The sequence below is a fragment of the Haloplanus salinarum genome, assembly GCF_009762275.1.
Lineage (GTDB): Archaea > Halobacteriota > Halobacteria > Halobacteriales > Haloferacaceae > Haloplanus > Haloplanus salinarum.
In genome coordinates, this window is record NZ_CP034344.1 from 44,636 (window position 1) to 67,172 (window position 22,537).

Consider the following 22,537-nt stretch of genomic DNA (forward strand, 5'->3'; position numbering starts at 1 on the left):
CGCCGTCGCGGATGACGAATTCAATTTCGAGGAGACAAGATGAAAGACCCAGAATCCAGAACCGTGTTCGCTGGCGTCGACGGACGAACCGATACAGAACTACCCGACTGGTACCGCCGGAAGAAAACGGTCGACGAACCGAAGTCCTTCGCAGAGACGATTCGTGACCTCCCGCAGGCCGTCGAGACGACAGTCGCATACCGGAATCCCTACTCCGACGAGTGGGTCGAAACGGAGCGCTTCAACGCCCTGGTCGAGCCGACAAGAGCGCGCGACCACGCGACAGACGGCGAGCCCGACGCAGACCCACTATTTCACGTCCCCACGGACAGTTACGCGATCATCAACCCGGTGGATGTGTACAGGCCCTTGGAAGAGGTCCTTCGCGAGGAGACCATCGACGGGTCGCCGCTCGGGAACGTGATGTTCGGCGAGATCCGGCGCTACCGGGGCGGCGGCGAGGTCCATATGGACGTGATGTTCGACGGCCTCGAAGTCCGGCTGCCGGGGCGGTCAGACCCGATCACGATGGGCGTGACCTCCGGCTACGACTTCTTCGGTGAGCACGCAGTCTACGTGGAGGGATTCGCTCAGGACGGGTACTGCTCGAATTCGATGCGCTCGCTCACCGACAAGGAAGTCATCAAGCACGTAGGGGACGTTCGGGACTTCCGGACCTGGTGGGAGGAGATTCTCGCCCAGGTCGAACTCGTCGCCGACGACCTCTTCGAATTCATCCGAGATGCGCAGGAGATCGATCTCGAGTTCTCCGAGCTCCCGTTCACCGTCACCGAGTTTTACAGCCTGCTGGGATTCCCGGACTATCTCGCAGAGCGTGCTGCCGAGGATGCCGAGGCGAACGCTGCGTCGCCGTTCGAGATCGATATGTGGACGCTGCACTCCGGCGCGACGTACGCGCTCACTCACTTCTTCCAGGGCAAGGAGGGTGCGTCGCTGGACGGCTACGTCCGCACGGCCAACGACATCCTGTTCAACCCCGAGGGTACCATCGAGCGCGTCGAGCGAGCCTACGAGGAGCAGCTCGAGGCGGACGGCGACGACGGGTCGCAGGCGTCGCTCGCCGGCGAGCGTGCGCTCGCGAGCATCGAGCGCGTCAGCGACGATCTACAGGAGAAGGTCGACCAGTTCGAGGAGCGTGAAGATGCGCTGCGTGAGCGGTTCCAAGAGGCGATGGGCTGATTGTCGGAGCAGCGTTCACTGAAACTGTCCTCAAACAGCCGTTTACGTGAGCGGTTCCGGTTCCTCGTTATATTCGACGACTAATTCGACATCATCAGGACCGAATTCATCGCGTTCCGCTTCCAGCGTATCAAGAGCGTCTTTAACCGGGAAGAAATCCGGCTTCTCGAGTGCATCTTCTGTGGCCCAAGCGTATCGAATCGTTTGCTCCGAATCGATGAGGAACACAGCACGCTGTGGAACGCGCTCGTGGTTCTCCCATTCGTCATAACAGACATCATACGACTCGGCAACCCGCCCGGAGCTATCACTAAGTAACGGAAAATTGAGGCCGTATTCCTCGGCGAATGCTCGGTGGGCGTAGACGCTGTCCCCAGAAATTGCCCAGACATCGAGCGCCGGCGTCAGCTGAAACCACTCTGCATCGCGGATCGCACACAGTTCGTTGGTACAAACAGGACTGAAATCAAATGGGTAAAAAACTAGCAACGCAGCCCGATCATCCGCAGTTGTCTCATCCAAGCTGTACTCGGTTTGTTCTCCGTCACGGAGACCTGGAAGAGTGAATGACGGTGCAGAGGCTCCCTCGTTTATCATGCGTCACAGTAGCATATGAAGAAAGGATAGTCTTGGGGCTAACACCCCCACCTGAATGGAGTAGCCTCAAATGTGGGATGAAATTCACTGGAATCCGTACGTCAGGAGTTCGCCGTCGCCCACTCAAGAAGGGGTTCTAATCTCGAACGAATCTCATCCCCCTCGTCAGTTAGCGCGTATTCGACGCGTGGCGGAATTTCGTTGTACTGCGTCCGTGAGACGAGTCCTGCCTCCTCAAACTCGTCGAGGCGTTTCGAGATTGTCGACGTGCTCGCCGTCGGGAGATGCGCCTCGATCTCCGCGAACCGCAGTGAATCGTGTGCGCCGATGATGCTGACGAGTTGCATCGCGTATTTCCGGCTCAACGTGTCGATGACACCCGTGAGCGGACAGTAGCACGTGCCGTCGACATCGCACGCTGGCGCCGATGAGGTAGTATCTGCCATAGCTTCGTGGCCTCCAACCTACTCTATAGCTTCGGACTCTGGAGTATAAGAACTTCCTGTCGTAAAGTATCGGTATAGATGACTCACACCTCCGACTATGATCTCGTGATTCTCGGTGGTGGCGCCGCAGCCTTCGCCGCGATCACCGAAGCGAGCCGGCGGGATCTCTCGACGGCGATGGTGAATACCGGCTTGCCCATCGGCGGGACCTGCGTGAACGTCGGCTGTGTCCCGAGTAAACATCTACTTGCCGTCGCCGAGAGCGGCGCTGCAGCGTTGGAGAATCCCTTCGACGCCGTTCGATACCCCGAGGAACCGACTGTCGACTGGGCCGACGCCCTTGACGGTACCGAGGAACTCGTCGAGCGGTTCCGGCAGGAGAACTACGTCGATGTTGCCGAGCATTTCGAGACCGACATCTACGAGGGCTACGGCCAGCTGGTCGACGACACGACCATCGAGGTCATCGACGGCGCCGACGAGGGGGCGCACATCACTGGGGAGAAGGCACTCGTTGCGACCGGAAGTTCGCCCTGGGCGCCACCGATCGACGGGCTCAACGAAGTCGAGTACTACACGAGCGAGACCATCCTCGAGGAGCGCGACCTTCCCGAGAGTATTCTGATAGTCGGCGGCGGGTACATCGCGCTGGAGTGGGGCCAGATCCTCCACCGTGTCGGCGTCGACGTGAAGGTTCTCCAGCGCTCCGGTCACGTGCTCTCAGGAATGGAAGGCCAGCTCGGCCGGGAGATGCAACGAGCCTTCCGCGAGGAGGGAATCAACATCGTGACCAGTAACGACTTCCAGCAGGTTCAGGATGTGGCTACCGACAGTGGTGCTGACCCTGGTCAGAAGGGCGTCGCTGTGGAGACTGTCATCGAGGACGAGGAGCGAGCGTTCACCGCAGAGGCGTTATTCGTCGCGACCGGCGTCCAGCCCAACAGCGAGGACATCGGCTTGGAAGCAGTCGGCGTCGAGACCGAATCCGATGGCGCGATTCGTGTCGACGAGCATTTCCAGACGACGAGTCCCGACATCTACGCAGCGGGTGACGTGATCGGCGAGCCCGAACTGGAGACGGTCGCCGCCAAGGAGGGCAATCACGCCGTCAAGAACGCCTTCGGGGACGAGGGCGTCAGCATCGACTTCGACGCGGTGCCAGCAGTCGTGTTCACCAGCCCGGAAGTCGCCGCGGTCGGGACGACCGAACTGGAGTACAAGGACGAGCACGGTACCTGTTCGTGCCGAACCGTCCAGATGGCGGATGTTCCGCGAGCAAAAGCCGTCGAAAACACGGATGGCCTCGTCCAGGTCGTCAAACACCACGAGACTGACGAAATCGTCGGCGTCCATATGGTTGGCCCCCGTGCCGCCGACATGATCATGGAAGCGACGCTGGCGGTGAAGTTCGGCCTCACCGTCGACGACATCATCGACACGATCCACCCGTTCCCCACATTCAGCGAGGCGTTCAAACACGCCTGTCAGGCGTTTCGGCGGGATACGTCGACGATGAGCTGCTGTATCGAATGAAACGGGCTCATAGCCCCTGGTAGCGATATAAAGTGGTTCGAAGTTGCGTAGGAGGAGGAGATTCTGGTCTGGGATTCCATCTGAGTATCATCGCTCGGCAGCCACCTTTTTGGAAAACCAGCCGTCGCTGTATAGAGTATCGTTTTTGTTGGCCCTCAAGGGGTGGAGGGCACCGATATGGAGAGAGCAAACGACGCCGAAATGACGAATTCCCGCCAGAAAAGCGGCTTGAAGCATCGAACACGCGCCTGATCAAAGCAGGAATCGCGACGATTCCGGATATGGAAACCCTCCAGCAGTGTGTCGCTTACGAGAACGCCCACCAGAATCGGACGCAGATTCTTCGCCGGCTCAAGTGGAAGGCAGAAGAGCTGCGTGAGAACGAAGAGTAAGCTCTATTCTTAACCAACACACTTCGCGTGGATTCCCTCTATTGTTGGTTAATCCGCTGTGCCTCGGTTTTTCCGGCCCCTGAAAGGGTGCGGGGCAGTCAGCAGCGGCCTCGCGAGCCTAATCATGTCCCTCGAGCTGAGCTCCAAAGCCAACACGGCGAGTGAAATCGCTGCCGCCAGACAAACAGAGTTCGTGGCGTTCCTCCACCGAGCTCCCTTCGCCGGCGATGCTCTCGCCCTCGGATTTCTCCCCGGATTTCGAGAAGATTGTGGATATCAAACGGACCAGTATCAGAACCTCAGCCTCTCCGTCGGGATGCTCGACAACGATTTTCGGAATCCCGATCTGGAGCGGTTCGTCGACCGATTTTTCGAGTACGAACCACGGGTCGGGGTCATCGGAGACGTCGACGATATCGACGACGTCGACGCCCACGTCGCTGCTGCCCGTGAGATCCAATCAAGCTACCCCGAGGCCGATCTCATCATCGTTCCGAAGTCGCGGGCGGTGATCAACGCGATACCCGAGACTCTCGTCCTCGGGTATTCACGGGGATACGCTGACCGCCTGGCGCACGAGTTCTCCGACCCGGTAGACTGGCGCGGTCGGCGCATCCACATCCTTGGCGGAAGCCCACCCAAGCAACTCAAGGCCATCCGACAACTGACCCGCCCGACGCTCTCTGACGATCCGCCAGCTGACATTGTGGGCGTCGACTGGAACGGACTCCATCGTGGCGCACAGTTCGGTGAGTTCTGGACGGCTGACGGCTGGGACGACAGCGGTCGCAACGCCGACCACGTCACCGTGCGAAAGACGGTGCGCCATAGTCTCGCTCGCATCCGCGAGTTCTGGCAGTCACATGGGATCTGGCCCGAGACGACACCAGAGGACGCTGGGTTACACTTCGAGTACGAGGGACCGAGTCCTGCCGATCTCGAAAACGGAGCTTGCACCGAATGCGGAGCGAACGTCTGGCGAACACGTCGCGGCCCCTTCGTCGCTGAATACGATACCGGTGCAGTCTGTGGGTACTGCAGTTTCGAGTGCTACTTCACCCATCGCCATCGGAAGGACCTCGAGGAGATCGCTGGCGAACAGAGTGTCTACATCCCTCCAGCGTGACGCAGCGTGCTGTTTTTCGAGCCCGGGGAGAGGGCGGAGGCTCGGTCGTGAGCCTTCGTCCAGAGGTGACTTTCCGTGAGCCAGCAACAAACTGTAGACGACGTTTCAGTCGATGAGATCCCGATCGATATCTCGAACACCCAGTCCGGAGAGATAGAACCAGCCGACGTGCCCGGAGAAATCGAGTCGATAACCCGTGGTTTAGCAAGCGAACAGCCGCCGACGAACCCACTGGTCGTGCTGAAAGCGGCCCGGTGGTGGTACATTCACGGCAAGGGCGGTACGGATCCCGCCTTCCGGTGGGCCATCGAGTGGGGGCGCCACCTTGCGACCGACACGCCTAGCGACGTCGAGCGGTTCGACGAGTTCCTCAAGTACCTCGTTACGGTCGGCTTCGCTGACGAGACCCACGAACTCCGATAATCGAGAGGGTAGTTTTTCTTCGCCCCCGAGGGTTGCGGCGCGTTCTGAACTGCTGCAGTCGCGGTGAACTCGATTCGGTGAACACAATGGCTACGACCAGTAATCCGTCGGTTTCCTTCGAGGAGACCGACACGCGAGACGACGAGATGCACAGTACCATCGAACAGTGGATCGACGAGCTCGTCGCAGACGTCGACGAGGCAAAAGCCAGCCAACAGTTCCAAGAGTGGCTCGATGTCCAGTCCCGATTCCACGACTACTCCCATCGCAACACCCTCTTGATCAAGCTCCAGTGTCCCGAGGCGACCCGCGTGGCGGGCTACAATACGTGGAGGTCGGAGTTCGACCGGCACGTCCAAGAGGGCGAACAGGCGATCTGGATCTGGGCACCCATTATTACGAAGCAGTGCCCTGAGTGCGAGAATTCGCCGAGTTACCACGAGCAAAGCGACTGTGACTATGACGAGACGCCGCCCGAGGAGTGGTCCAAAGGACTGGTTGGATTCAAACCAACGGCAGTCTTCGATGTGTCTCAAACCGAGGGCGAACCGCTCCCCGAGTTGGAAACCGAGGCCACTGGTAACGCCGACGACCTGGTGCCAGCGCTCCTTGATGCGGCAGCTACGCTCGATATCGACGTCCGCGTCGTCGACGCTGCTGAGTGGGAGCATGGCGACGCGAAAGGCGTCTGCAAACACCGGACTCTCCACGAGTGCCAACCCGTCGTCGAAGCGAAAGCTCGCTCGAATCAGGCCGATCTCGCCGTGACGCTGATTCACGAGTACGCCCACGCACTGCTCCATTTCGATGTCGGCGACGAACCCGAGCGTGCGAAACGCGAGGTCGAAGCCGAAGCCGTTGCGTACATCGTCGGGCGGTATTTCGACCTAGATGCGAGCGGATCAGCGTTCTATCTTGCCGCGTGGCAGGACGACGATGCGGAGAGCATTCAGGAGCGTCTCGGCCGGATCAGTTCGACCGCGCAAGAGATAATCGGGACGGTCGCCGAGGGCTGAACACGCCTTCCCCGGCTGTTAACCAACGCCTTGGGGTACTATCCCACACTGTTGGTTAATTCGTTCGGCGTCCGACCCTGCGTGTTTCGATCGGTCCCAAGACATACCCCACCGACAGTCGATGTTATAGTTCAGAATCGATTCGGCGCTGCTGGTCACGAAGGAACTCAACGACGGCATCGATATCCTGGTCGGGAACCGTTTGCTGTTCGAAGACCCCTTTGAACGCGTCCGCAAAATCCTCCGACGTGAGTCGGTCGAGGACAGTCTCGATGCGACCAGCGAGCTTCTCGGACTCCCCGCGATGCAGATGAGTCGCGATCCGGTCGAAATCCGCGCCAGCAGCAAGCACCACCAGATCCCGGGAGTCTGCCTTGCGACCACTGTGAAGTTTCACCGCGAACAGCAGTTCCCGTTCCGGAATCCTGGCTGTTATTGGTCGACCGGTTCGCAGTTCCTCCGTGACTGAGTGCTGTGCTAGATAGCGATATGACCACTCGGCTTCCGTCTGGCGACAGCCCAGCGCGTCGACCATCGCGTCGAACCGAACCGGATTCCCGATGTCTTTCGTAAACCGGATAGTTCGGCCCTCGTAGAGTTCGTTTCGCTCGACATCGGCCGTTTTCTCGTAGCCGCGGCCGGTGAGAAGCGCGGTGTAGTCGTCGACCGCCTGCGCCGGAATGACGACGTCGACGTCAGTAGTGAACCGTTGATTGAACGCCGCAATCGCCCATCCACCGACGAGCACGTACGGCAGGTCAGCGTCAATGACTGCCGCCAGGGTGTCCAACAATTCGTCTTCGCGTTCACCGAGGCTCATGCATTGAGACGCGGATCCTCGTGGGACGCGTCGATATCGCGGTCGTACTCGTCGGCGATCATCTCCAACGCCGGCTCGTAGTTCACCCGGTACTCCAACATGTGCTCGATTGCCTCATCCAACGGAATAACCGGATTGCCGTCAACCCACTCGCGAGTGATCTCCCCACTCGTCGGGAACAACACGTACGAGACGGCCGCGTCGGAGTCGGTCGCGTCCGGCCGCTCTTCGATCCGGCTCGGAATCCCGAACTCATCAAAGAACGCTGTCCACCGTTCGACGTCCTGGTCGGCGACCTGGATGAAGATCGGATAATCGTCGTGGCCGCGAGCGATCTGATAGCCGCCGTGGGTCCAGACGTAGACGCCGTCGATTTTCGTGTACGCAAAGGGCATCCCGGCGAAGTGTGGAATGACGTAGCCGTCGTCGATCGAAGGGGGAACAGCGCGAGAGATGGCCGCGACGAGGTCGTAGTAGCGATCCCTGACAGCGTAATTCTCGATGTAGATGCCGTCCTCACGCCGGATGAAGCCTGCGTCCTCCAACCGCTCGATCCAGTCGTAGACCCACGAGTAGGAGCCGTCGATCTTCTGGGCGATTCGCCGGATCGAGTCACCCGGCCGGGCCGCGACTATGATCTTCGCCGCGGTCTCGTCGACGTACTCCATCATCGTTAGTTATCGGTATCGCATCTAACGGTATTAGTCTTGTCCCCCGTATTCCCTATGACGTTATTGCTATACAGATATACTATTCTTAGCTCCGGTAGTCCGATCCGGCTCAGCATTCGAGCAGAGAGGGGTTAACCAACAGAGGATACGACTGATCGCTATTTGTTGGTTAAGTTTTTCAGCGCCCGCCGAGGGGCGGAGGCGCACTCCCGTCTCCACTGACCCATGACCGACCGATATCTAACGACCGTTCTCGACGAGGCAGAGCGAGTCGCAGAGCACCACGAGCAGGTCTCCCAATCTTCAGACAATCCGAATCACGAGTATCTCCGGTACGCCGTCCTTCGGCTGCTCGAAGAAGAGGCTGACGAGACATCGGTGGAGATACCGCAGATCGACGGCCTGACCGTCGGATACGGGAAGGATAAGGCGATGTACGAGAGCTGGGACGACGACGTCGAGTGGTGGGAGACGGTTCCGCCGCAGGCGGAATGTACTCGCTTTCGGATGTTCTACCCCGACAAGCACGAGGCTGTTCCGCGAGTCATCGTCGACGTGATGGCAGCACTCGGGGCGTGGCGTGTCTGGACTGGGAGCGCTGCCGCCTGTGGCTCCTACGATCATCGCGAGCGCCGTGAGGTCCACTACCTGTGGCCGGAAGGCCAGCCGGTGGAGGAAGTGCTCCACGAGCGGCTCAGTGGCCCTGCGGAAGCCGTCGCTCCGGACGGGGGTCGAACGGGCGACGTTCGCGACCGACTGGTCGTCGACGAGAACACACAGTCGCAGGACGATCTCGAGCCCCGCACGGCGCGTGCCGTCGCTGAAGCGATGGACGTCTCGCTCCTCTCGAAAGGTGGCCGCTACGAAGTACAGTCCGCGTCCGGAAACCGGTACGAAGTTGACGTCGTCGACGAGTCGTGTACCTGTCCCGACTGGCAGCAACGTTCACCCGAAGGCGGCTGTAAGCATCTGCGTCGCGTCGATCACGAGATCAAACAGGGTCGTGTTCCACGTCCGGATGGTCGGCTCCCAACGACCTCAGGGTAGATCATCATCCTCTCCGTCGGAATCACTCTTCTGATACTGGGTAGTGTGGCGGCACACTAGGCTTTTCACGGCCGGCCACATATCGGGAGGTATGAGCAGCGACAGAATCGACGCCGAAAGCAAGGTATCTGGAAACCAGGCAAACATCCCCGCCCGGATTCGGCGTGAACTCAATATCGACGATGGCGATCAGCTCCGTTGGCATCTCGAGGACGACGGGAGCATCCGAGTCCACGTCATCCAACAGCAAACCGGCACGTTCGCCGACTTCGACGGCTACGCTGGTGAGGAGTCGACCGATGTCACGAGCGAGCACGACGCCTGGGGCGTCGACGTCGAGTAAATGCCTCGTGCACTCATCGATACGACAGTCCTCTTTGCCGCCGCATACCGGCGGGATGGGTCTCACGACGTTGCACTCCCGGTGCTCCAGGGCATTGACAATGGAACGCTCCCGGAGGCAGTCGTCCTCGACTACGTGCTCGCGGAAACACTGAACGGTCTCACGACCCACGCCGGCCACGACGCAGCCGTCGATCTCCTCGATCGAATCGAAGAAAACGCCCGCTTCCACATCGACTCGCTCACTACCGACGCCCTCGCAACCGGGAAGGCCCTCTTTCGCCAACACGAACCCCTCTCCTTCGTCGATGCCTGCATTATCGCGTATATGCAAACCGAGGGGCTCGGCTACCTGTATGCGTTTGACGACGATTTTGACGCCGTCGAGGACGTCTATCGGCTCGATACAGCAACGAATCCCTACGATCCGAACTGACGCAGGCAGACGGCACGGCTGGTGACGATGTTCGGTCTCAGGCTAGTTGCACCTCGTAGTCAGCCGCCAGCTCCTGGAACTCGTCCCACTCCGGGAGCCGGTCGTCGTCGACGTCGCCCTGCGTCTCGAGGTAGCGCAGCAAGGCGTCAATTTCGTCTTCGAGGCCATACTTCGTCGCCTGCTCTCGGAGGTCCGCCTCGTCGACGTCGACGTGACTGAGCAGGAGAAGACAGTACGAGCGGTGGCGACTGCCGTCGTCGATCAGCAGCGTGTGACAGCAGAGCTCCGCCGGCGAGACTGCGTCGAGATCCTCGGAGTAGACGTAGTAGCGATGGCCGGTGAGCAGGAACTGCAGGTCGAAGGCCGCGAACCGAGCGAGGCCGGTTTCGTGGAACGCTTCCGTGTCGATCTCCGTCTCGGCCTGGGCGAAGAATTCGTCGTAGTCCTCCCAGAGAATTGTGCCCTTCGGGGCAACGACTTCGAGGCGCTGGCGATGCAGATGGTGTGCGAGTTCACGTGCGAACTCGTGGAGGCGGTCGAAGTCGGCGTTGAACTCGTAGTGGCCGTCGACGGTCCCAACGAGACCGCGGTCGCGAAACCGTTTGAGGATGCGGTTGACGGTGTTGCGGTAGTTGTCGCTCCGGTCGGCGATCTCGGAGACAGTTCGCGGCTGGTCGAGGTAGTACAGCACCTCGAGTGCCTTGCCGGTCAGTAGCTCGGGGAAGTCGATGTGGGAGTGCTGGCGGACGAGGTCCCGATAGAGTTCGACGGCGCGAGCATCCGATGGGACGACTCGTTTTCGCCGCCCATCGCGTTCCGTGTAGACGAGCCCTTTCTCAACGAGGTCGCTGACGGCACGAGAGAGATAGCTCTCGCTGTGGTCGAGCTTCGTCGCGAGTTCGGAGATCGTGTCGCCGCAGTCGACCGTGGCGATGACCTCGAGTTCGATACGCCGGAGCACGGTGTAACATAGTACGAAACTTGTATATAAAGAAGTTTCAAGTAATGTTACAGCCAGCAGGCACGAGAGTCGTCTCCATCGTCTTAACCAACAAAACTATGGACTCGTGAGTCGTGTTGGTTAACACGAGAGTGGCCGATGTCCTACGAACCCCCGACCCCACCGGCGAACCTCCCGACGGAGATCGTCAACACGCTCAACGAGTCGAGCCCGGAGCAGCTCCGAGATGTTGCGACGTACGCTGAAGCGCTCGCCGAGCACAAGGAACGGGAGGCCCGTCTCGAGGAGTCGGCAGATCAAGAAGAGGTCGAAGAGCGACCAGACGATCTCCCGGACGACGTCCCTGCCAAAGCGACAATCACGATCAAGGAGATCAACGACAACCGCTACTACTACTGGCAGTGGCGGGAAGGAGATTCGGTGACGTCGAAGTACAAGGGGCCAGTGAATCCCGACGAGTAGACGAGATTGAACTGTAGTCTGATGTTCTTTTTCAGTACTAGTAGAGACGTAGCAGGCGACACCCCACAGAGTGTGAATGGGATCGGTTTGTCCAACACCCCTCAGTGTGAATGGGTCCGGTCACCCCGGACGAGTAAAACTCGATGAGGGAAAACACCCACCCCACGTTTCCGTCGTAACTGGATGTGGGTGGAGGGGGTGACGCTGATTTTGAAGGGACCACACCCCCCGCGTTTCCGTCGTTTCTCCACCGTCTCCCCATCATCGATGGTCCCGACGACAAAGAAATCGTAGGACACACCCCCCGTTTTCGAGTTGTAAATGGGAGAGGGAAAGGGGAAAGTACAGTACATCGACCGGCACGTCAAATCTCTTGGCTCACCCACCCCCCGTTTTCGAGTAGTAACGAGACATCCCGACGAATGACACCCCCCATTTTCGAGTTGTAACGCATCGCGCGGGATACGAACACCCCCCGTTTTCGAGAAGTAAGTGCGGGGAGAATACGGGCGAGATTAGTTTTTACTCCGGAACTGCTTCAGCCGTTCGCGGACAACCGCTCTGATAGTCGCCTCTTCGTGAGCTAGATCTTCGAACCGGGAATCCTCACGGATCGTCTCCATGATCGTTTCCGGATCCTCGGAGAGGGAGAAATACATATGCACTCCTCTGCCTCGCCCCTTGCCCCGACGCTCGAAGTCCAGTACACCGTACGTACTCTGCTCTGTGACGTGATTTACGAACGTCTCGCGACTGTACTGGTCCGCATCCATTGTATCGGCAATGAATTGATACGTCTTGAACGCAGGTCCAGCAGGGATCCACTCAGGATGTTCTCTTGCGTAGTGGGCAGTGGCCGCCACAGCGTAGATGGAGAGTTTCTTTTGAGTCGAAATGCCGCTGATATGCCGGAGCTTGCGGTTTTCGGTGTATTTTTCCTGAGCATCACGGACATCAGTCTCGATAACCGTGTCAGCCCCACGCCGCTCGGCTAATTCACCAGCCCATCTGAGGAGGTCAATCGCTTTCCGCGCATCCCCGTGCGTTTGGGAGCCGAACGCAGCAACAAGCGGAACAACGTCATCTGCAAGTGAGTCTGGCTTGAAGGCGTCCCGCCGGTTGCGGAGAATACTACGGAGCTGGTTCGCATCGTAATCGTCGAAGAAAATGTCGTCAGGGTTGTAAGAACTCTGTGCGCGGCTGTTGAGGTCCTTCATAAAGTCGGCGTAGTTCGTGATCGTCGTGAGCGAGATGGGACCATCAAAGTCGGCGAGTTTGCGAGCCCGTGAAAGCTGGTAGATGAGAGAATTGTACTCTGCTTCCTGATACGGCCCCTCAAGCATATCGATCTCATCGAGAATGAAGATGACACCGTCGTAATACTCTCGCATAAGTTCGTACAGTCGCTCCAGCTTCTGATCCGTTGAGACGCCGGTTTGGGGAACACCAGGATCAACGCCGAGGTCGTCGGCAGCAGCTTTGACTAACCGATAGACAGCCCGATCTGCAGTCTTCGGCCCCTCGCAGTTGATTGAAATGACCCCGAAGGTCTTGCCTTGGGATTCACACAGTTCGACGATCTGTTTGCAGACCGCATGAATGATGAGCGACTTCCCAGTTCCAGAAGGACCACTCAGAAGCATATCCGGGATCCCTTCATTCTGGAGGACCGGTTTTAGGTTGTCGACGACACGGCCTAGCTGGTCGTCACGACCGACGATACGATCCTCGTCGATGATGGTATCTGACCGGACGAGGTCTTTGTTCGCGAAGACCCCACCGGACGACTCGGTTTGGAGCCGATCACGAATTGAGATGCCGCCACCGTCACCGTTAGTTGCTTCTTGAGACGAATCAGCGGGATCTGATCCGTTTTCGAAGGTCGTTTGTGACGTGCCAGGAGACGCCACCTCCTCATCCGTCGATTCAGGAGTTTCAGGATCAGCAGCAGAAGATTGACGATCCTCCTCACCTTCCGGATTATTCGATCCTGCTCTACGTCCCTCTCGTCCCATTATGAACCCCCTCGAACTCTGGGTATAAAAATATGGACCCTTGTGGAGTTGTAACCGTTCGAAAACAGGCTATCTAACGACTACAGCCCCGTATATTCTGGACGAGTCAGATACCGTCTTCGGAATCTATCACCCTCCGTTGTCGAGTTGTAACGGTTCGACGAAGCTCGCTGTCGTCGATCTTCCTCGATGACCCGGACCCCCCGTTTTCGAGTTGTAAGATGTTGGGGGGCGGTAACACACCTGGTTCGATGCTCCCACGCTCAATTGTAAGGAGAAGTGAGTCTCAGAGCAAATCCACATAATCCGGATTTTGTGAATGCTGCTCAGGGTGATACGGTCTTTCTCACACTCCCCGTTTTCGAGTAGTAAGCGCCAGAATAGTTGCGAAAGAACGACGCTCGTAGAATCCGTTCACGAGTGAGAGGAATACCGGGTTTCGGACATGATTGCTGGCGAAGCCGCTTTGGTAATCTCGAATGGTTCACCCCCTCCCCCCTTTTTCGAGTTGTAAGTCGATGGGAACAGGCCATCCAAGACGTAGCGTGGCGAGAGTCGAAGTAACTGAAGTTGGCATAGAGGCGTCAAGACGAGAGATTACACGGAATCAGAACCACGGACGAGATGAGGAAGTCATCTACTTCCCGAGATGTCAATCGTCTAGCTGAGCTAGACGATATGTATTCTTTGTCTCTAGTGCGGTTATGGTAAGGTGACGTACAACATAAACTTTCGCATATCTAGCCACAAGTTAGAATATTAGACACTCAACCTCTCTATCGCGTATATCTGCCACAATTGGCTGTTTTGCAACCTCTCTTGCTGTTCACCCCTCCCCGCCGCCACGAGTTTACAGCTCGAAAAAGGGGGGAGGGGGTTCGTCAGGTCCAGTCCGTGATACCGACTACACGTGTTCCGTTGAGCTCTCGTCGGATGTCGTTCCGATCCCAGCCAAGAGGTGACAATACGCTCTCGACAGCTCGGACCAGCTGCGTCTCATAGTATGATGGATCGTACGACTCGAACTCCTCGTGGGCCAACGCGACCCGTTCTCGCGAGCTCTTCTCGTCGTCGACGACCACGTACTCGATATCTTGGCCCGGGTGGATGGCGAGGTCCTGATCGCGAGCCCGCTTCAACGCGGCCACGTTCTGCGTATTCTGAGTGTATCCTTCGAGTGGCTTGGAGACGCGATTCCGTTCGACGAGTTGCTCAACCGGCACCGTTCTAGCGTGGAGGCGCTTGATGCCGTTCTGGAGACAGTCGAGCACCGCATCCGGTGACCGCGTGGCATCGAGCCGATCGAGACAGTCCCGTTGGACGTCCTCGATGAACGGTGGGGTCGAACGCTGTCGGGCTTCGATACCCCTGATTTTGAAGTCGTTGTCGCCGGCGACCTTCCCGAAGTACTTCGTCAGCGCGCCGGCGTCGCTCTCGCGCTGCGGGACGAACGCCACCCAGTCGTAGTGGGCTTCGTGTTCGAGCCGAATCTCGACGCGTTCCGTGATCTCCGTTGCGAGCGTCTCGAGGTCCTGGCGGTCCTCGTCGTCGACGTCGGGGTCCGGCGTCACCCAGATGGAGTCGACGATGCCGTGGACGACGCGCCAGCCGCCGGCTTCCAGCTGCTGTTTCGCCGTCAGCAGAATTTCGCGAGCGAACGCGTTAATCGCTTCGTGACACTCGATGCGGCCGAACTTCGCGTTGCTGAACCCCTGATAGCCGAAGCAGGCGACGAGGATCCACTTCAGCGCTCCCGACCGTCCCTCGAGTTCCACCAGCCGGTCCTCGTCGGGGTTGTTCCGTTCCTTCTCGCGACGAATGGCCGCCTTGATCTCGTCGCGCGCGTCGATGATCGGCTGTAGCACGTCGACAAGGTAGCCCCGGTCGTCGCAGATCGAGTACCCGAGGCCGGGGACGTCGTCGCGGTCGCTGTGGCAGTCACACCGGATGATGTCCGGTGAGACGTTCCGCGTACAGATGATGTTCGGGTACAACGAGGAGAAGTCGAGTTCGTGGACGTTCTCGTGAAGCCCGACCTCGGGCGCGAAGATGAAGCCGCCACGGTCGGCGTCGTGGAGCGTCCCCATCGGCTTGAAGAACTCGTGGCGCCAGGAGTTCCACGGGACGAGGACACCGCGGTCGTGGGCCTCGCAGATCTGGATCGCCGTCAGCACGTTCCCGATTGACGCCCACGCGAGCTCCTGGACGGGCTTTTTCGAGCGCGACACGAGGTCGAGGACGCCGTCGAGGTTCGTTTCCCCGTAGAAGAACGTGTTCGACTCGTCGATGATCGCCCGCCCGGGGACGTTGTACCGCGCCGGAGAGTGACCGACGCGACCGTAGCTCGAGTACGTCGACCGGCTCGCAAGCTGTTGGTAGTCGATGTCCGGCCACCGGCTCAGCGAGAAGTCGTCGACGCCGGCGTCCGTCGCCATCTCGTACAGGGTCGGGACGATCTCGCTCGTCGAGCAGACCAGGACGTCCGGATCGTGTGCGTCGAGTGCCCCTTGGACGGCGGTCAGGATATCCGTCGGCGAGCCGGTGACAGTGTCGCCGGCGACGGACAGCTCCCCATAGATGTCGTTGCTCGTTTCGGTCACCGGAACGCTGAGCCGGAGCGTCGACAGCTCGCTCGCCGGCGTCGGATCGGCGCCGGTCTCCAGACAGTACCGGAACTCTCGCGAAAAGTCCACGTTGAAACAGGCGAGATCCCCGACTGGATAGGCCGACAGCTGGCGCGCCTGCCGGGCGAGTGGAGTGACGCGATCGATGTGGGCAACGTCGACTGCGAGAACGGCCTCCTCGTCTCGTCGAAAGCCGGGGCGTCGCGCCACTAGTTCGGTCGCGACGACATCCGGGTGCTGGTCGTACACCGATTGGAGCGTCGTGAGGTCGATGTCGGACGCTGGGTCGCGAGCGGCGACGTAGAAGCGTGGGGTGTAGTCATCGCGCTCGGTCGCGACGGCGCCGTCGGCAGTTGCCTCCCACTCCAGGACACGGCTGTCGTCCAGGAAGTCGATACTGAACGGCATCGTCACGGGTTCGCGTCCGGTGGGGCACTCTCCTGGTCATCGCGTGCTGCGACCGCGGCTTCGAGCTCCTCGAGACGTTCTTCGTGGTCGTCGAGGCGGGCCTCCTGTTCGAGATCGATGCTGAGCAGCGCCGGCAGCAGCGGATTTTGGTGGTTCAACAGCCCGCTCGCGTCGGCGTGCTCGCGGGCGTACTCGAACAGCCGGTCGAAGCGCGGCTGGTCGCGACGCCGCAGTGCCCGGCGGAACTCCGCCCAGCGCTCTTCGATGGCCCGGAGCGCATCCCGGTAGGTTGGGTTCGTACGCCCCATCGCTATCGGCCTCCTGTACCACTCGCCGTCCACGCGTCGAGCAAGGGGTCGGCGGTGGCCGACACGGTCTCACCGTCAGCGGTGACGGCCGTTCCGACGCCCTCCGGGGTCGGCGTCGACGGCGCCGGCGTCGTCGGTTCCACGCCGACCTGCGTGGCGCGTGCCGCGAGCAGCTGCCGCCAGTACGCGAACGTCGTCTGGTAGTACGCGCCGTCGTCGACGGGATAGACGAGCGTCTCGAAGTCTTCGCCGACGACCCGTGGCCCCATCCGGGTTTGCTCACACTCGAGGTGATGGTCGGCGACCGTCGCGACTGGCTCGGTGAATTCGTTTCGCTCGTTTCGCGTAACGAGCACCGGGATGTCGTACCCATCGGCGTAGGTCGCCAACCGGGCGAGAGTTCGAGCCTGAAGGGTTCTCGCGTGGGTCTCGCCGAGGGTATCGTCGGCGCGGTACTGGACGTCGACGGCCGGCGCGACGATGAGGGCAGGTGTGTGGGGCGACGTGTCCTCGTCACGACTCGGTTCCCCTCGACCGGCCGTCCCGGCGTCAGTGGTGGACATCTGGATCGACTTGTTCACTGCCGTCGGGAGATTACAGACGGCGCCGTAGTGCTGGTAGGCGGTAAATCCGCGTGCCACGTGGATTCGGTTGAGCAACCGTTGACTGGGCGCGATCTGAGCGAGTGTCGTCGTCGTCGCGTGACCATTTGCGTCGACCCAGAAGGCGGGCCCGTCGTGCAGGAGGAGATGGTCGAGTACGAGCGACTGCAGGATTGGGACGCCGCGGCCTCCCTCGACGTCGAGCAGCGTGATGCCGTCGCCGAGTGACGGCAACAACATCCCGTCCGTAGCCGGATCGGCCTGGTCAGCGAGGGACCGATTGCGGTCGGCTCCCCGTGTCGGCTGGTCCACCGTTAATCGGTTCGACGTTGAGTGTTCTCCCATACTCGACTAAAGGGCCACATTCCCGATAAGCCGCGGCGTGTCGCTTCCGCATTTCAGGGAATCGATCAGAATACAACGAGTGCCGTCGTTGTTTGCGTGTTTTCGTGTTAGGATGAACACTTCCGAGAACAATTCCGATATGAGGCGCCTCCTCCGTTAACCAACAATTGGATGCATGCGCCCTCTATCTGTTGGTTAATACGTAAGGAGCTCAGTAGGCCGGTATCTCAGTTTGATTTCTGTAGAACTCTAAGGAAACTGCGACTTGCAGTTCTCTCTTTACTTCACGTATTTGTCTATCAAGTAGTCGGTAATCTGCTCTTCGCGAGCCCGAATAAACGCCTGTGCGTTCTCCGGGGTCGGCTCGATATCGGGATACTGATTGACACGTTGGATACGCTCAGCCTCGGCGTTGCCGAGGTCGTCCAACCAGTCGTGGGGCCACTGGTCGCTTTTGATCTCTTCGTTCATCTCGTGTGGCAACAGCTGTAGATTCCCGATTCGATTAAGATCAACAGTCTCGCCAATAGATTCAGATACGGATTCTGCCCTGCTTTTCGGGTAGATGTGGTCAACCGAGTAGTCGCCAATACTGGTGGACGTCGATTGTGTATATGATTCCTCAATGAGGCCGAGTACTGCCGTGACATCTGTGTCGGTAAATACAGGCTCTCCTGGGCTGCTCTCGTAACGAGCGTTGGCTACGACTCGACGGATATCTTCAGCAGATGGGCTGATGTTCTCCGATTCAAATAGCTCCTCGCCTGGGAAAACGATGGGTTCGTCGGGTTCTGGTTCCCACTCGCGAAGGTATCGCATCCAGTTGCGGCACTTGCCGTAGGTCAGAACTTGGTAGTACTTGTTCAGCAAGAGGGCTCTTGCGACGAACTGGAAAACACTCTCGCGATTCGCGTCGGAGACCTCAGCATCCGGATTCTGGTAATAGAACACGCCAAGTAGCGCGAAGATGGGCATCGTGTTCATAACCGAGCTCCGAATCCCGCTCTCGATTACTGTCTGGAACGCCTTCTCGAGCGATGTCCGAAACCACTCGAAGCGCCGTCCGGCGACGACGGGCTCATTATACAGCCACCGCTCGCGCATCTCGTCCATTCTTTCTTCGTCGATACTGCTAAGATTACTGCGGAGGAGGTCTGTTCCGACTAAGTATGCTGTATACCGGAGAAACAGCTTCCGATCGATTTCTTGCTCATACTCAGGGAATTTCTGTTTAAATTCGTCAATCCAATCTTGGATGACCTCCCTAGGATTGATTCGCTCGTCCTCCTCTTCGGCGTACGGCCAATAACTCATGAGCTTTGAGAGGAGGAGCTGGTAGGGCTTCGGATCAGAGCCCTCCATGTTCAGCCTAGTGAATATCTCGGGAATTTCGGATCTATCCTTGTTCGTACTGTCCGTTTCGAGATCGTCCTGTAGAACGTTGCTCGTAATGTCTCTCGCGACGGCCATCGAAATACTGCGCAGCTGGTAGCGGGTTTCGTTGTCCGCCCTCAATTCGGCGGTGTCCACGTATTCATCGACGACTTCGCTAAGTGTTCTTCCCTCAAGTACCGTGGAGTTCCCGGAGCCCCCGTCGTTGCCTCCGTTCCATAACTCCCCGACCGGCATCCACAGGTGCCGCGTGTCGCCGGTCATGGTATAGCCGGTCTCGTCCGTTCCTCCAAACTTTCCTGTCGATTTGAACTCAAATCCGTAGTCGCCTGCTGTATCGTCGCGATCGTACTCTGGGTGACCGAATAGGTCAACACACAGCCGCTGGCCTTCCCAGTACTGGAGCTCATCACTGGGCTTCCCCCGTCCGCCATTATATACTGTTATTCCACCCTCGACACCGATATAGAGCGAGTTCAAGCGCTGCTGGCCGTCTATAATCAGAATCTCCGGTTCTTTGTCTTCAACTTCCTGATTGTAGAGGTCGTATTCCGCCAAAACTGGATCCGGTGGCCGATAGTCATCGGCAACATACATCCGTAGGAAATTATACGAGTTGTAGTCGCTGATATTGGCCGCTCGAACTCTCCATTCAGTTATGGCTCCGATTGGATAGTCTCGAATCAATGAATCGAACAGTTCCTCAATCTGCCTGGGATTCCAGACAAACTCCCGCTGGAGGCCGGGAAGAAAGATATGGTCGTTTATTTCAGACAAATAATCCGAGACCTGTCTGGACATGGTCACCAGAACGGAAGATGAGTATTTATACTCTGTCGTCGCCCATCGAATTCCGGGTGTATTCTCCCCCGGATCAACTCGAAGGCCTGGCTGAGAGGCTGAGTTACGGTGTGGGTGAGTTAGTCGCCGAATTTTGGGATCGTGCGTCCGGTTCCGTGAAGTTTCCAGAATCAGACTTGTCTAGTACTGCCTCCGTTAACCAACACTCTATGGATGACGGGGCGTATGTTGGTTAAGTACGTTGGTTCCACGAAGTTCCTGTGCGACCACGTTGAAGATGCTACCCTCCGAACTCATCGGTATGTGTGGCCGGAACTCGCTCTTCATCGACCAAGCAGACCTCGAGGCCCGCTTCGATGCCGAGGTCGTCGCGGACGGAGGCTATACACCCCGATACAACATCGCGCCTGGCGACGACCTCCCTATCGTCACGAACGAGGCTCCAGACGAGATCGACGCCTACCACTGGGGACTGATTCCGTTCTGGGCGGATGAGCCCGAGGAGGGTATCATCAACGCTCGCTCCGAGACTGCCGACGAGAAACGCGTCTTCGAGCGGGCGTGGGAATCACGTCCCTGCCTCGTCCCCTCGTCTGGATTCTACGAGTGGAAATCACCGAACGGCGGGTCGAAACAGCCCTACCGGATTCACCGGGAGGACGACCCCGCGTTTGCGATGGCCGGGCTCTGGGACGTCTGGGAGGGCGAGGACGAGACGATCTCGTGCGTCACGATTCTCACGACGGAGCCGAACGACCTGATGAACTCAATCCACGACCGGATGCCGGTCGTCCTCCCAAAGGACGCTGAGTCCGACTGGCTCGCCGCAGACCCGGACACTCGCAAGGAACTGTGCCAGCCGTATCCGAAGGACGATCTGGACGCCTACGAGATTTCGACGCGGGTCAACAACCCAGGCAACGACGATCCCCAGGTCATCGAGCCGCTAGACCACGAGCAATCGGGCCTCGGCGAGTTCAGTTCCTGATCGGTGGCGGGGTTACGGTCACTGCATCGGCGACGCCGCCGCCGAATCGACGAGCGAGTACTCTCGATCCCGACTCGTCCCCTCCGCCTTGAGGAGGTTGTATTGCTCCATCTTCGAGAGGTACGTGCGGATAGTCCGCTTCGTCCGTGGATCATCGACCTCCTCGGAGTAGCGTTCGTGGATCTCGGTCGGTCCGACCGGGCCGTGCTCGCGAACGATGTCGTAGACGACGCGCTGATGGGGGGTGAGTGAGTCGAGGCTCTTCTGCTTGATCTGGGCCCGAGCATCCTCGGCGGCGTCCAGGAGAATATCGTCGGTGATGCGCTCGTGGTTCTCGCGATCGGCCTTGCCGGCTGCCGTTCGGAGGATGCCGATTGCGAGGCGGGCGTCGCCGGCGGCTGCGTCGGCGATCCGGTAGAGCTGGTCGTCGGTGATGACGTCCTCATCGAGGCCCCACTTCGCCCGCGCACTCAGAATGTCGTACAGCTGCTCGTCGTGGTACTTGTCCATACGGACGTGTTCGCTGGAGCGCAGCCGGCTCACGAGGCGGTCGTCGACGCGGCTGAACAGCTCCTCTTCCTTGTTCGCGATGCAGATGATCGCGAACTGCGGGAGGCTGTGGAGGTCGTAAATGACGCTGGGGTCCTCCAGTTGGTCGACCTCGTCGAGAATGACGACGGTCCGCGGGCCGTCGTGCTGCTGGAGGCGGTCGACGAGTTCGTCATGCGGCGTCGACTGCCGGTGGATGTCGATGGTGGCGCCGAGGTCGTCGAGGATCTGGTAGAGCGTGCGGAACCGGGTGTAGTTACGCCAGCAGTTGACGTAGGTGGCCTCGACGTCGAGCACCTCCTCACGTAGGCGTTCGGTGACGAATTGCGAGATGCACGTCTTGCCGGCGCCGCTGGGTCCAGTGACGATAGCCGTGTCGGCGGGTTCTCCGTTCGTGATGGGCTCAAGAACGCTGGAGAGGTGGTTGACTTCGGCGTCGCGATGCTCAACTTCCCGAGGGACAAACCCGGCGCGGAGAACGCGAGCATCGCGGATCATCGTTGCTTGATAGACTGGTTTTCTGGCTAGTACTAAAAACGTGACCGGGTTGCTTCCGGAAACACCCCATTTAGCCCCTTTGACCTAACTAAATCCTCCCGCAGTAACGCGATTCCTGTTCGTGGAAACTCAAGGTTTCCGGGATTTCCGGAATCAGGTCACGGGCGGGAACTCGTCACACCGGGATTTTGCCAGTCGTCGGCTTCGTGTTCACTCCAAGGGCTGAGGTATACTCCGTTGTCAGCGCGACTTTGACAGTCCAACTCATCCATCAAGTTATTCCACCGTTCTTCGATCGTATTGCCGGACTGCTCGAGGAGTGACTTATCGAGTTCGTCGATCAGCTGCTCTTGGAGTTTCTGGTGTCGTTCGCTTCCGTACTCGCCAAAGACTCCCTCATATCCTTCCCCTCGGAGTAGTCGAACGAGTGTCGTGATACGGAGGGCCCGGTCCTCGCTTATGTCAAATTCCTCTTCTAGTCGCATACACATCCTGCCAGCCCAATCAGATGCGCCCATACTCCCCCTCTTGTCGT

General features: G+C 59.0%; 22 protein-coding genes and 1 pseudogene. 11 read left to right on the forward strand and 12 right to left on the reverse strand.

The window, feature by feature from the left end; all coding sequences use genetic code 11:
• The first annotated feature begins 39 nt into the window (after window positions 1-39).
• Entirely contained in the window at window positions 40-1,200 is a 1,161-nt protein-coding gene (locus tag EI982_RS00200; protein ID WP_128904654.1) for a hypothetical protein, read from the forward strand.
• 42 nt (window positions 1,201-1,242) lie between these two features.
• On the opposite strand, the gene EI982_RS00205 is transcribed toward EI982_RS00200, so the two are convergent.
• Together EI982_RS00205 and EI982_RS00210 are read right to left on the reverse strand one after the other, a co-directional pair.
• Window positions 1,243-1,797: a peroxiredoxin gene (locus tag EI982_RS00205; RefSeq protein ID WP_049987294.1), complete on the reverse strand. Its 555-nt coding sequence runs from the start codon at window positions 1,795-1,797 to the stop codon at window positions 1,243-1,245.
• Between the two features lie 101 nt (window positions 1,798-1,898).
• Complete coding sequence (locus tag EI982_RS00210) at window positions 1,899-2,243, reverse strand: winged helix-turn-helix transcriptional regulator (protein WP_081927482.1); 345 nt, start codon at window positions 2,241-2,243, stop codon at window positions 1,899-1,901.
• A gap of 78 nt (window positions 2,244-2,321) precedes the next feature.
• Here EI982_RS00210 and merA point away from each other — a divergent pair, with 78 nt between their 5' ends.
• From merA to EI982_RS00235, 5 genes and pseudogenes are all read left to right on the forward strand, one after another.
• Window positions 2,322-3,776, forward strand: a complete 1,455-nt coding sequence (merA, locus tag EI982_RS00215; protein ID WP_157687614.1) for a mercury(II) reductase — start codon at window positions 2,322-2,324, stop codon at window positions 3,774-3,776.
• A gap of 177 nt (window positions 3,777-3,953) precedes the next feature.
• Window positions 3,954-4,168 (forward strand): annotated as a pseudogene (locus EI982_RS18580) (hypothetical protein).
• A 124-nt stretch (window positions 4,169-4,292) separates the two neighbouring features.
• Window positions 4,293-5,294, forward strand: coding sequence for a DUF6610 family protein (locus EI982_RS00225; protein WP_157687615.1), 1,002 nt, complete (start codon window positions 4,293-4,295; stop codon window positions 5,292-5,294).
• A gap of 75 nt (window positions 5,295-5,369) precedes the next feature.
• On the forward strand, window positions 5,370-5,717 hold the full coding sequence (locus tag EI982_RS00230) for a DUF8013 domain-containing protein (RefSeq protein ID WP_157687616.1): 348 nt from the start codon (window positions 5,370-5,372) through the stop codon (window positions 5,715-5,717).
• Window positions 5,718-5,803: 86 nt separating this feature from the next.
• Window positions 5,804-6,733, forward strand: a complete 930-nt coding sequence (locus EI982_RS00235; RefSeq protein ID WP_157687743.1) for an ArdC-like ssDNA-binding domain-containing protein — start codon at window positions 5,804-5,806, stop codon at window positions 6,731-6,733.
• Window positions 6,734-6,857: 124 nt separating this feature from the next.
• Here EI982_RS00235 and EI982_RS00240 read toward each other — a convergent pair whose 3' ends face one another.
• The gene (locus EI982_RS00240; protein ID WP_157687617.1) at window positions 6,858-7,553 is read right to left on the reverse strand and encodes a nucleotidyltransferase domain-containing protein; all 696 of its coding nucleotides are present in this window, start codon (window positions 7,551-7,553) and stop codon (window positions 6,858-6,860) included.
• Window positions 7,550-8,221 carry a helix-turn-helix domain-containing protein gene (locus EI982_RS00245; RefSeq protein WP_157687618.1) on the reverse strand — a complete coding sequence of 224 codons (672 nt, stop codon included), beginning with the start codon at window positions 8,219-8,221 and terminating at the stop codon, window positions 7,550-7,552. The genes EI982_RS00240 and EI982_RS00245 overlap by 4 nt, the downstream gene beginning before the upstream one ends.
• Window positions 8,222-8,449: 228 nt before the next feature.
• On the opposite strand from EI982_RS00245, the gene EI982_RS00250 reads away from it, so the two are divergent.
• The 3 genes from EI982_RS00250 to EI982_RS00260 all read left to right on the forward strand — a co-directional run bounded on the left by EI982_RS00250 (window position 8,450) and on the right by EI982_RS00260 (window position 10,049).
• On the forward strand, window positions 8,450-9,271 hold the full coding sequence (locus EI982_RS00250) for a hypothetical protein (RefSeq protein ID WP_157687619.1): 822 nt from the start codon (window positions 8,450-8,452) through the stop codon (window positions 9,269-9,271).
• 91 nt (window positions 9,272-9,362) lie between these two features.
• On the forward strand, window positions 9,363-9,614 hold the full coding sequence (locus EI982_RS00255) for an AbrB/MazE/SpoVT family DNA-binding domain-containing protein (protein ID WP_157687620.1): 252 nt from the start codon (window positions 9,363-9,365) through the stop codon (window positions 9,612-9,614).
• Window positions 9,615-10,049, forward strand: a complete 435-nt coding sequence (locus EI982_RS00260) for a PIN domain-containing protein (protein WP_008308689.1) — start codon at window positions 9,615-9,617, stop codon at window positions 10,047-10,049.
• Between the two features lie 37 nt (window positions 10,050-10,086).
• Here the strand turns inward: EI982_RS00260 and EI982_RS00265 are convergent, their stop codons facing one another.
• The gene (locus EI982_RS00265) at window positions 10,087-11,010 is read right to left on the reverse strand and encodes an ArsR family transcriptional regulator (RefSeq protein ID WP_157687621.1); all 924 of its coding nucleotides are present in this window, start codon (window positions 11,008-11,010) and stop codon (window positions 10,087-10,089) included.
• Between the two features lie 138 nt (window positions 11,011-11,148).
• Here EI982_RS00265 and EI982_RS00270 point away from each other — a divergent pair, with 138 nt between their 5' ends.
• Window positions 11,149-11,472, forward strand: a complete 324-nt coding sequence (locus EI982_RS00270; RefSeq protein WP_157687622.1) for a DUF6788 family protein — start codon at window positions 11,149-11,151, stop codon at window positions 11,470-11,472.
• A gap of 515 nt (window positions 11,473-11,987) precedes the next feature.
• On the opposite strand, the gene EI982_RS00275 is transcribed toward EI982_RS00270, so the two are convergent.
• The 5 genes from EI982_RS00275 to EI982_RS00295 form a co-directional block, all read right to left on the reverse strand.
• The gene (locus EI982_RS00275) at window positions 11,988-13,487 is read right to left on the reverse strand and encodes a Cdc6/Cdc18 family protein (RefSeq protein ID WP_233255202.1); all 1,500 of its coding nucleotides are present in this window, start codon (window positions 13,485-13,487) and stop codon (window positions 11,988-11,990) included.
• Between the two features lie 881 nt (window positions 13,488-14,368).
• The gene (locus EI982_RS00280; protein WP_199243579.1) at window positions 14,369-16,519 is read right to left on the reverse strand and encodes a type B DNA-directed DNA polymerase; all 2,151 of its coding nucleotides are present in this window, start codon (window positions 16,517-16,519) and stop codon (window positions 14,369-14,371) included.
• A 2-nt stretch (window positions 16,520-16,521) separates the two neighbouring features.
• Entirely contained in the window at window positions 16,522-16,827 is a 306-nt protein-coding gene (locus EI982_RS00285) for a DUF8156 family protein (RefSeq protein ID WP_014053335.1), read from the reverse strand.
• 2 nt (window positions 16,828-16,829) lie between these two features.
• Window positions 16,830-17,669, reverse strand: a complete 840-nt coding sequence (locus EI982_RS00290) for a hypothetical protein (RefSeq protein WP_157687745.1) — start codon at window positions 17,667-17,669, stop codon at window positions 16,830-16,832.
• 384 nt (window positions 17,670-18,053) lie between these two features.
• Complete coding sequence (locus EI982_RS00295; protein WP_095637925.1) at window positions 18,054-19,967, reverse strand: DUF262 domain-containing protein; 1,914 nt, start codon at window positions 19,965-19,967, stop codon at window positions 18,054-18,056.
• Between the two features lie 301 nt (window positions 19,968-20,268).
• On the opposite strand from EI982_RS00295, the gene EI982_RS00300 reads away from it, so the two are divergent.
• Entirely contained in the window at window positions 20,269-20,955 is a 687-nt protein-coding gene (locus tag EI982_RS00300; RefSeq protein ID WP_157687624.1) for an SOS response-associated peptidase, read from the forward strand.
• Between the two features lie 18 nt (window positions 20,956-20,973).
• Here EI982_RS00300 and EI982_RS00305 read toward each other — a convergent pair whose 3' ends face one another.
• Complete coding sequence (locus tag EI982_RS00305; protein ID WP_157687625.1) at window positions 20,974-22,002, reverse strand: Cdc6/Cdc18 family protein; 1,029 nt, start codon at window positions 22,000-22,002, stop codon at window positions 20,974-20,976.
• A 158-nt stretch (window positions 22,003-22,160) separates the two neighbouring features.
• A complete protein-coding gene (locus tag EI982_RS00310; RefSeq protein ID WP_157687626.1) occupies window positions 22,161-22,520 on the reverse strand; it encodes a hypothetical protein in 360 nt (119 codons plus the stop codon).
• Window positions 22,521-22,537: the final 17 nt, after the last annotated feature.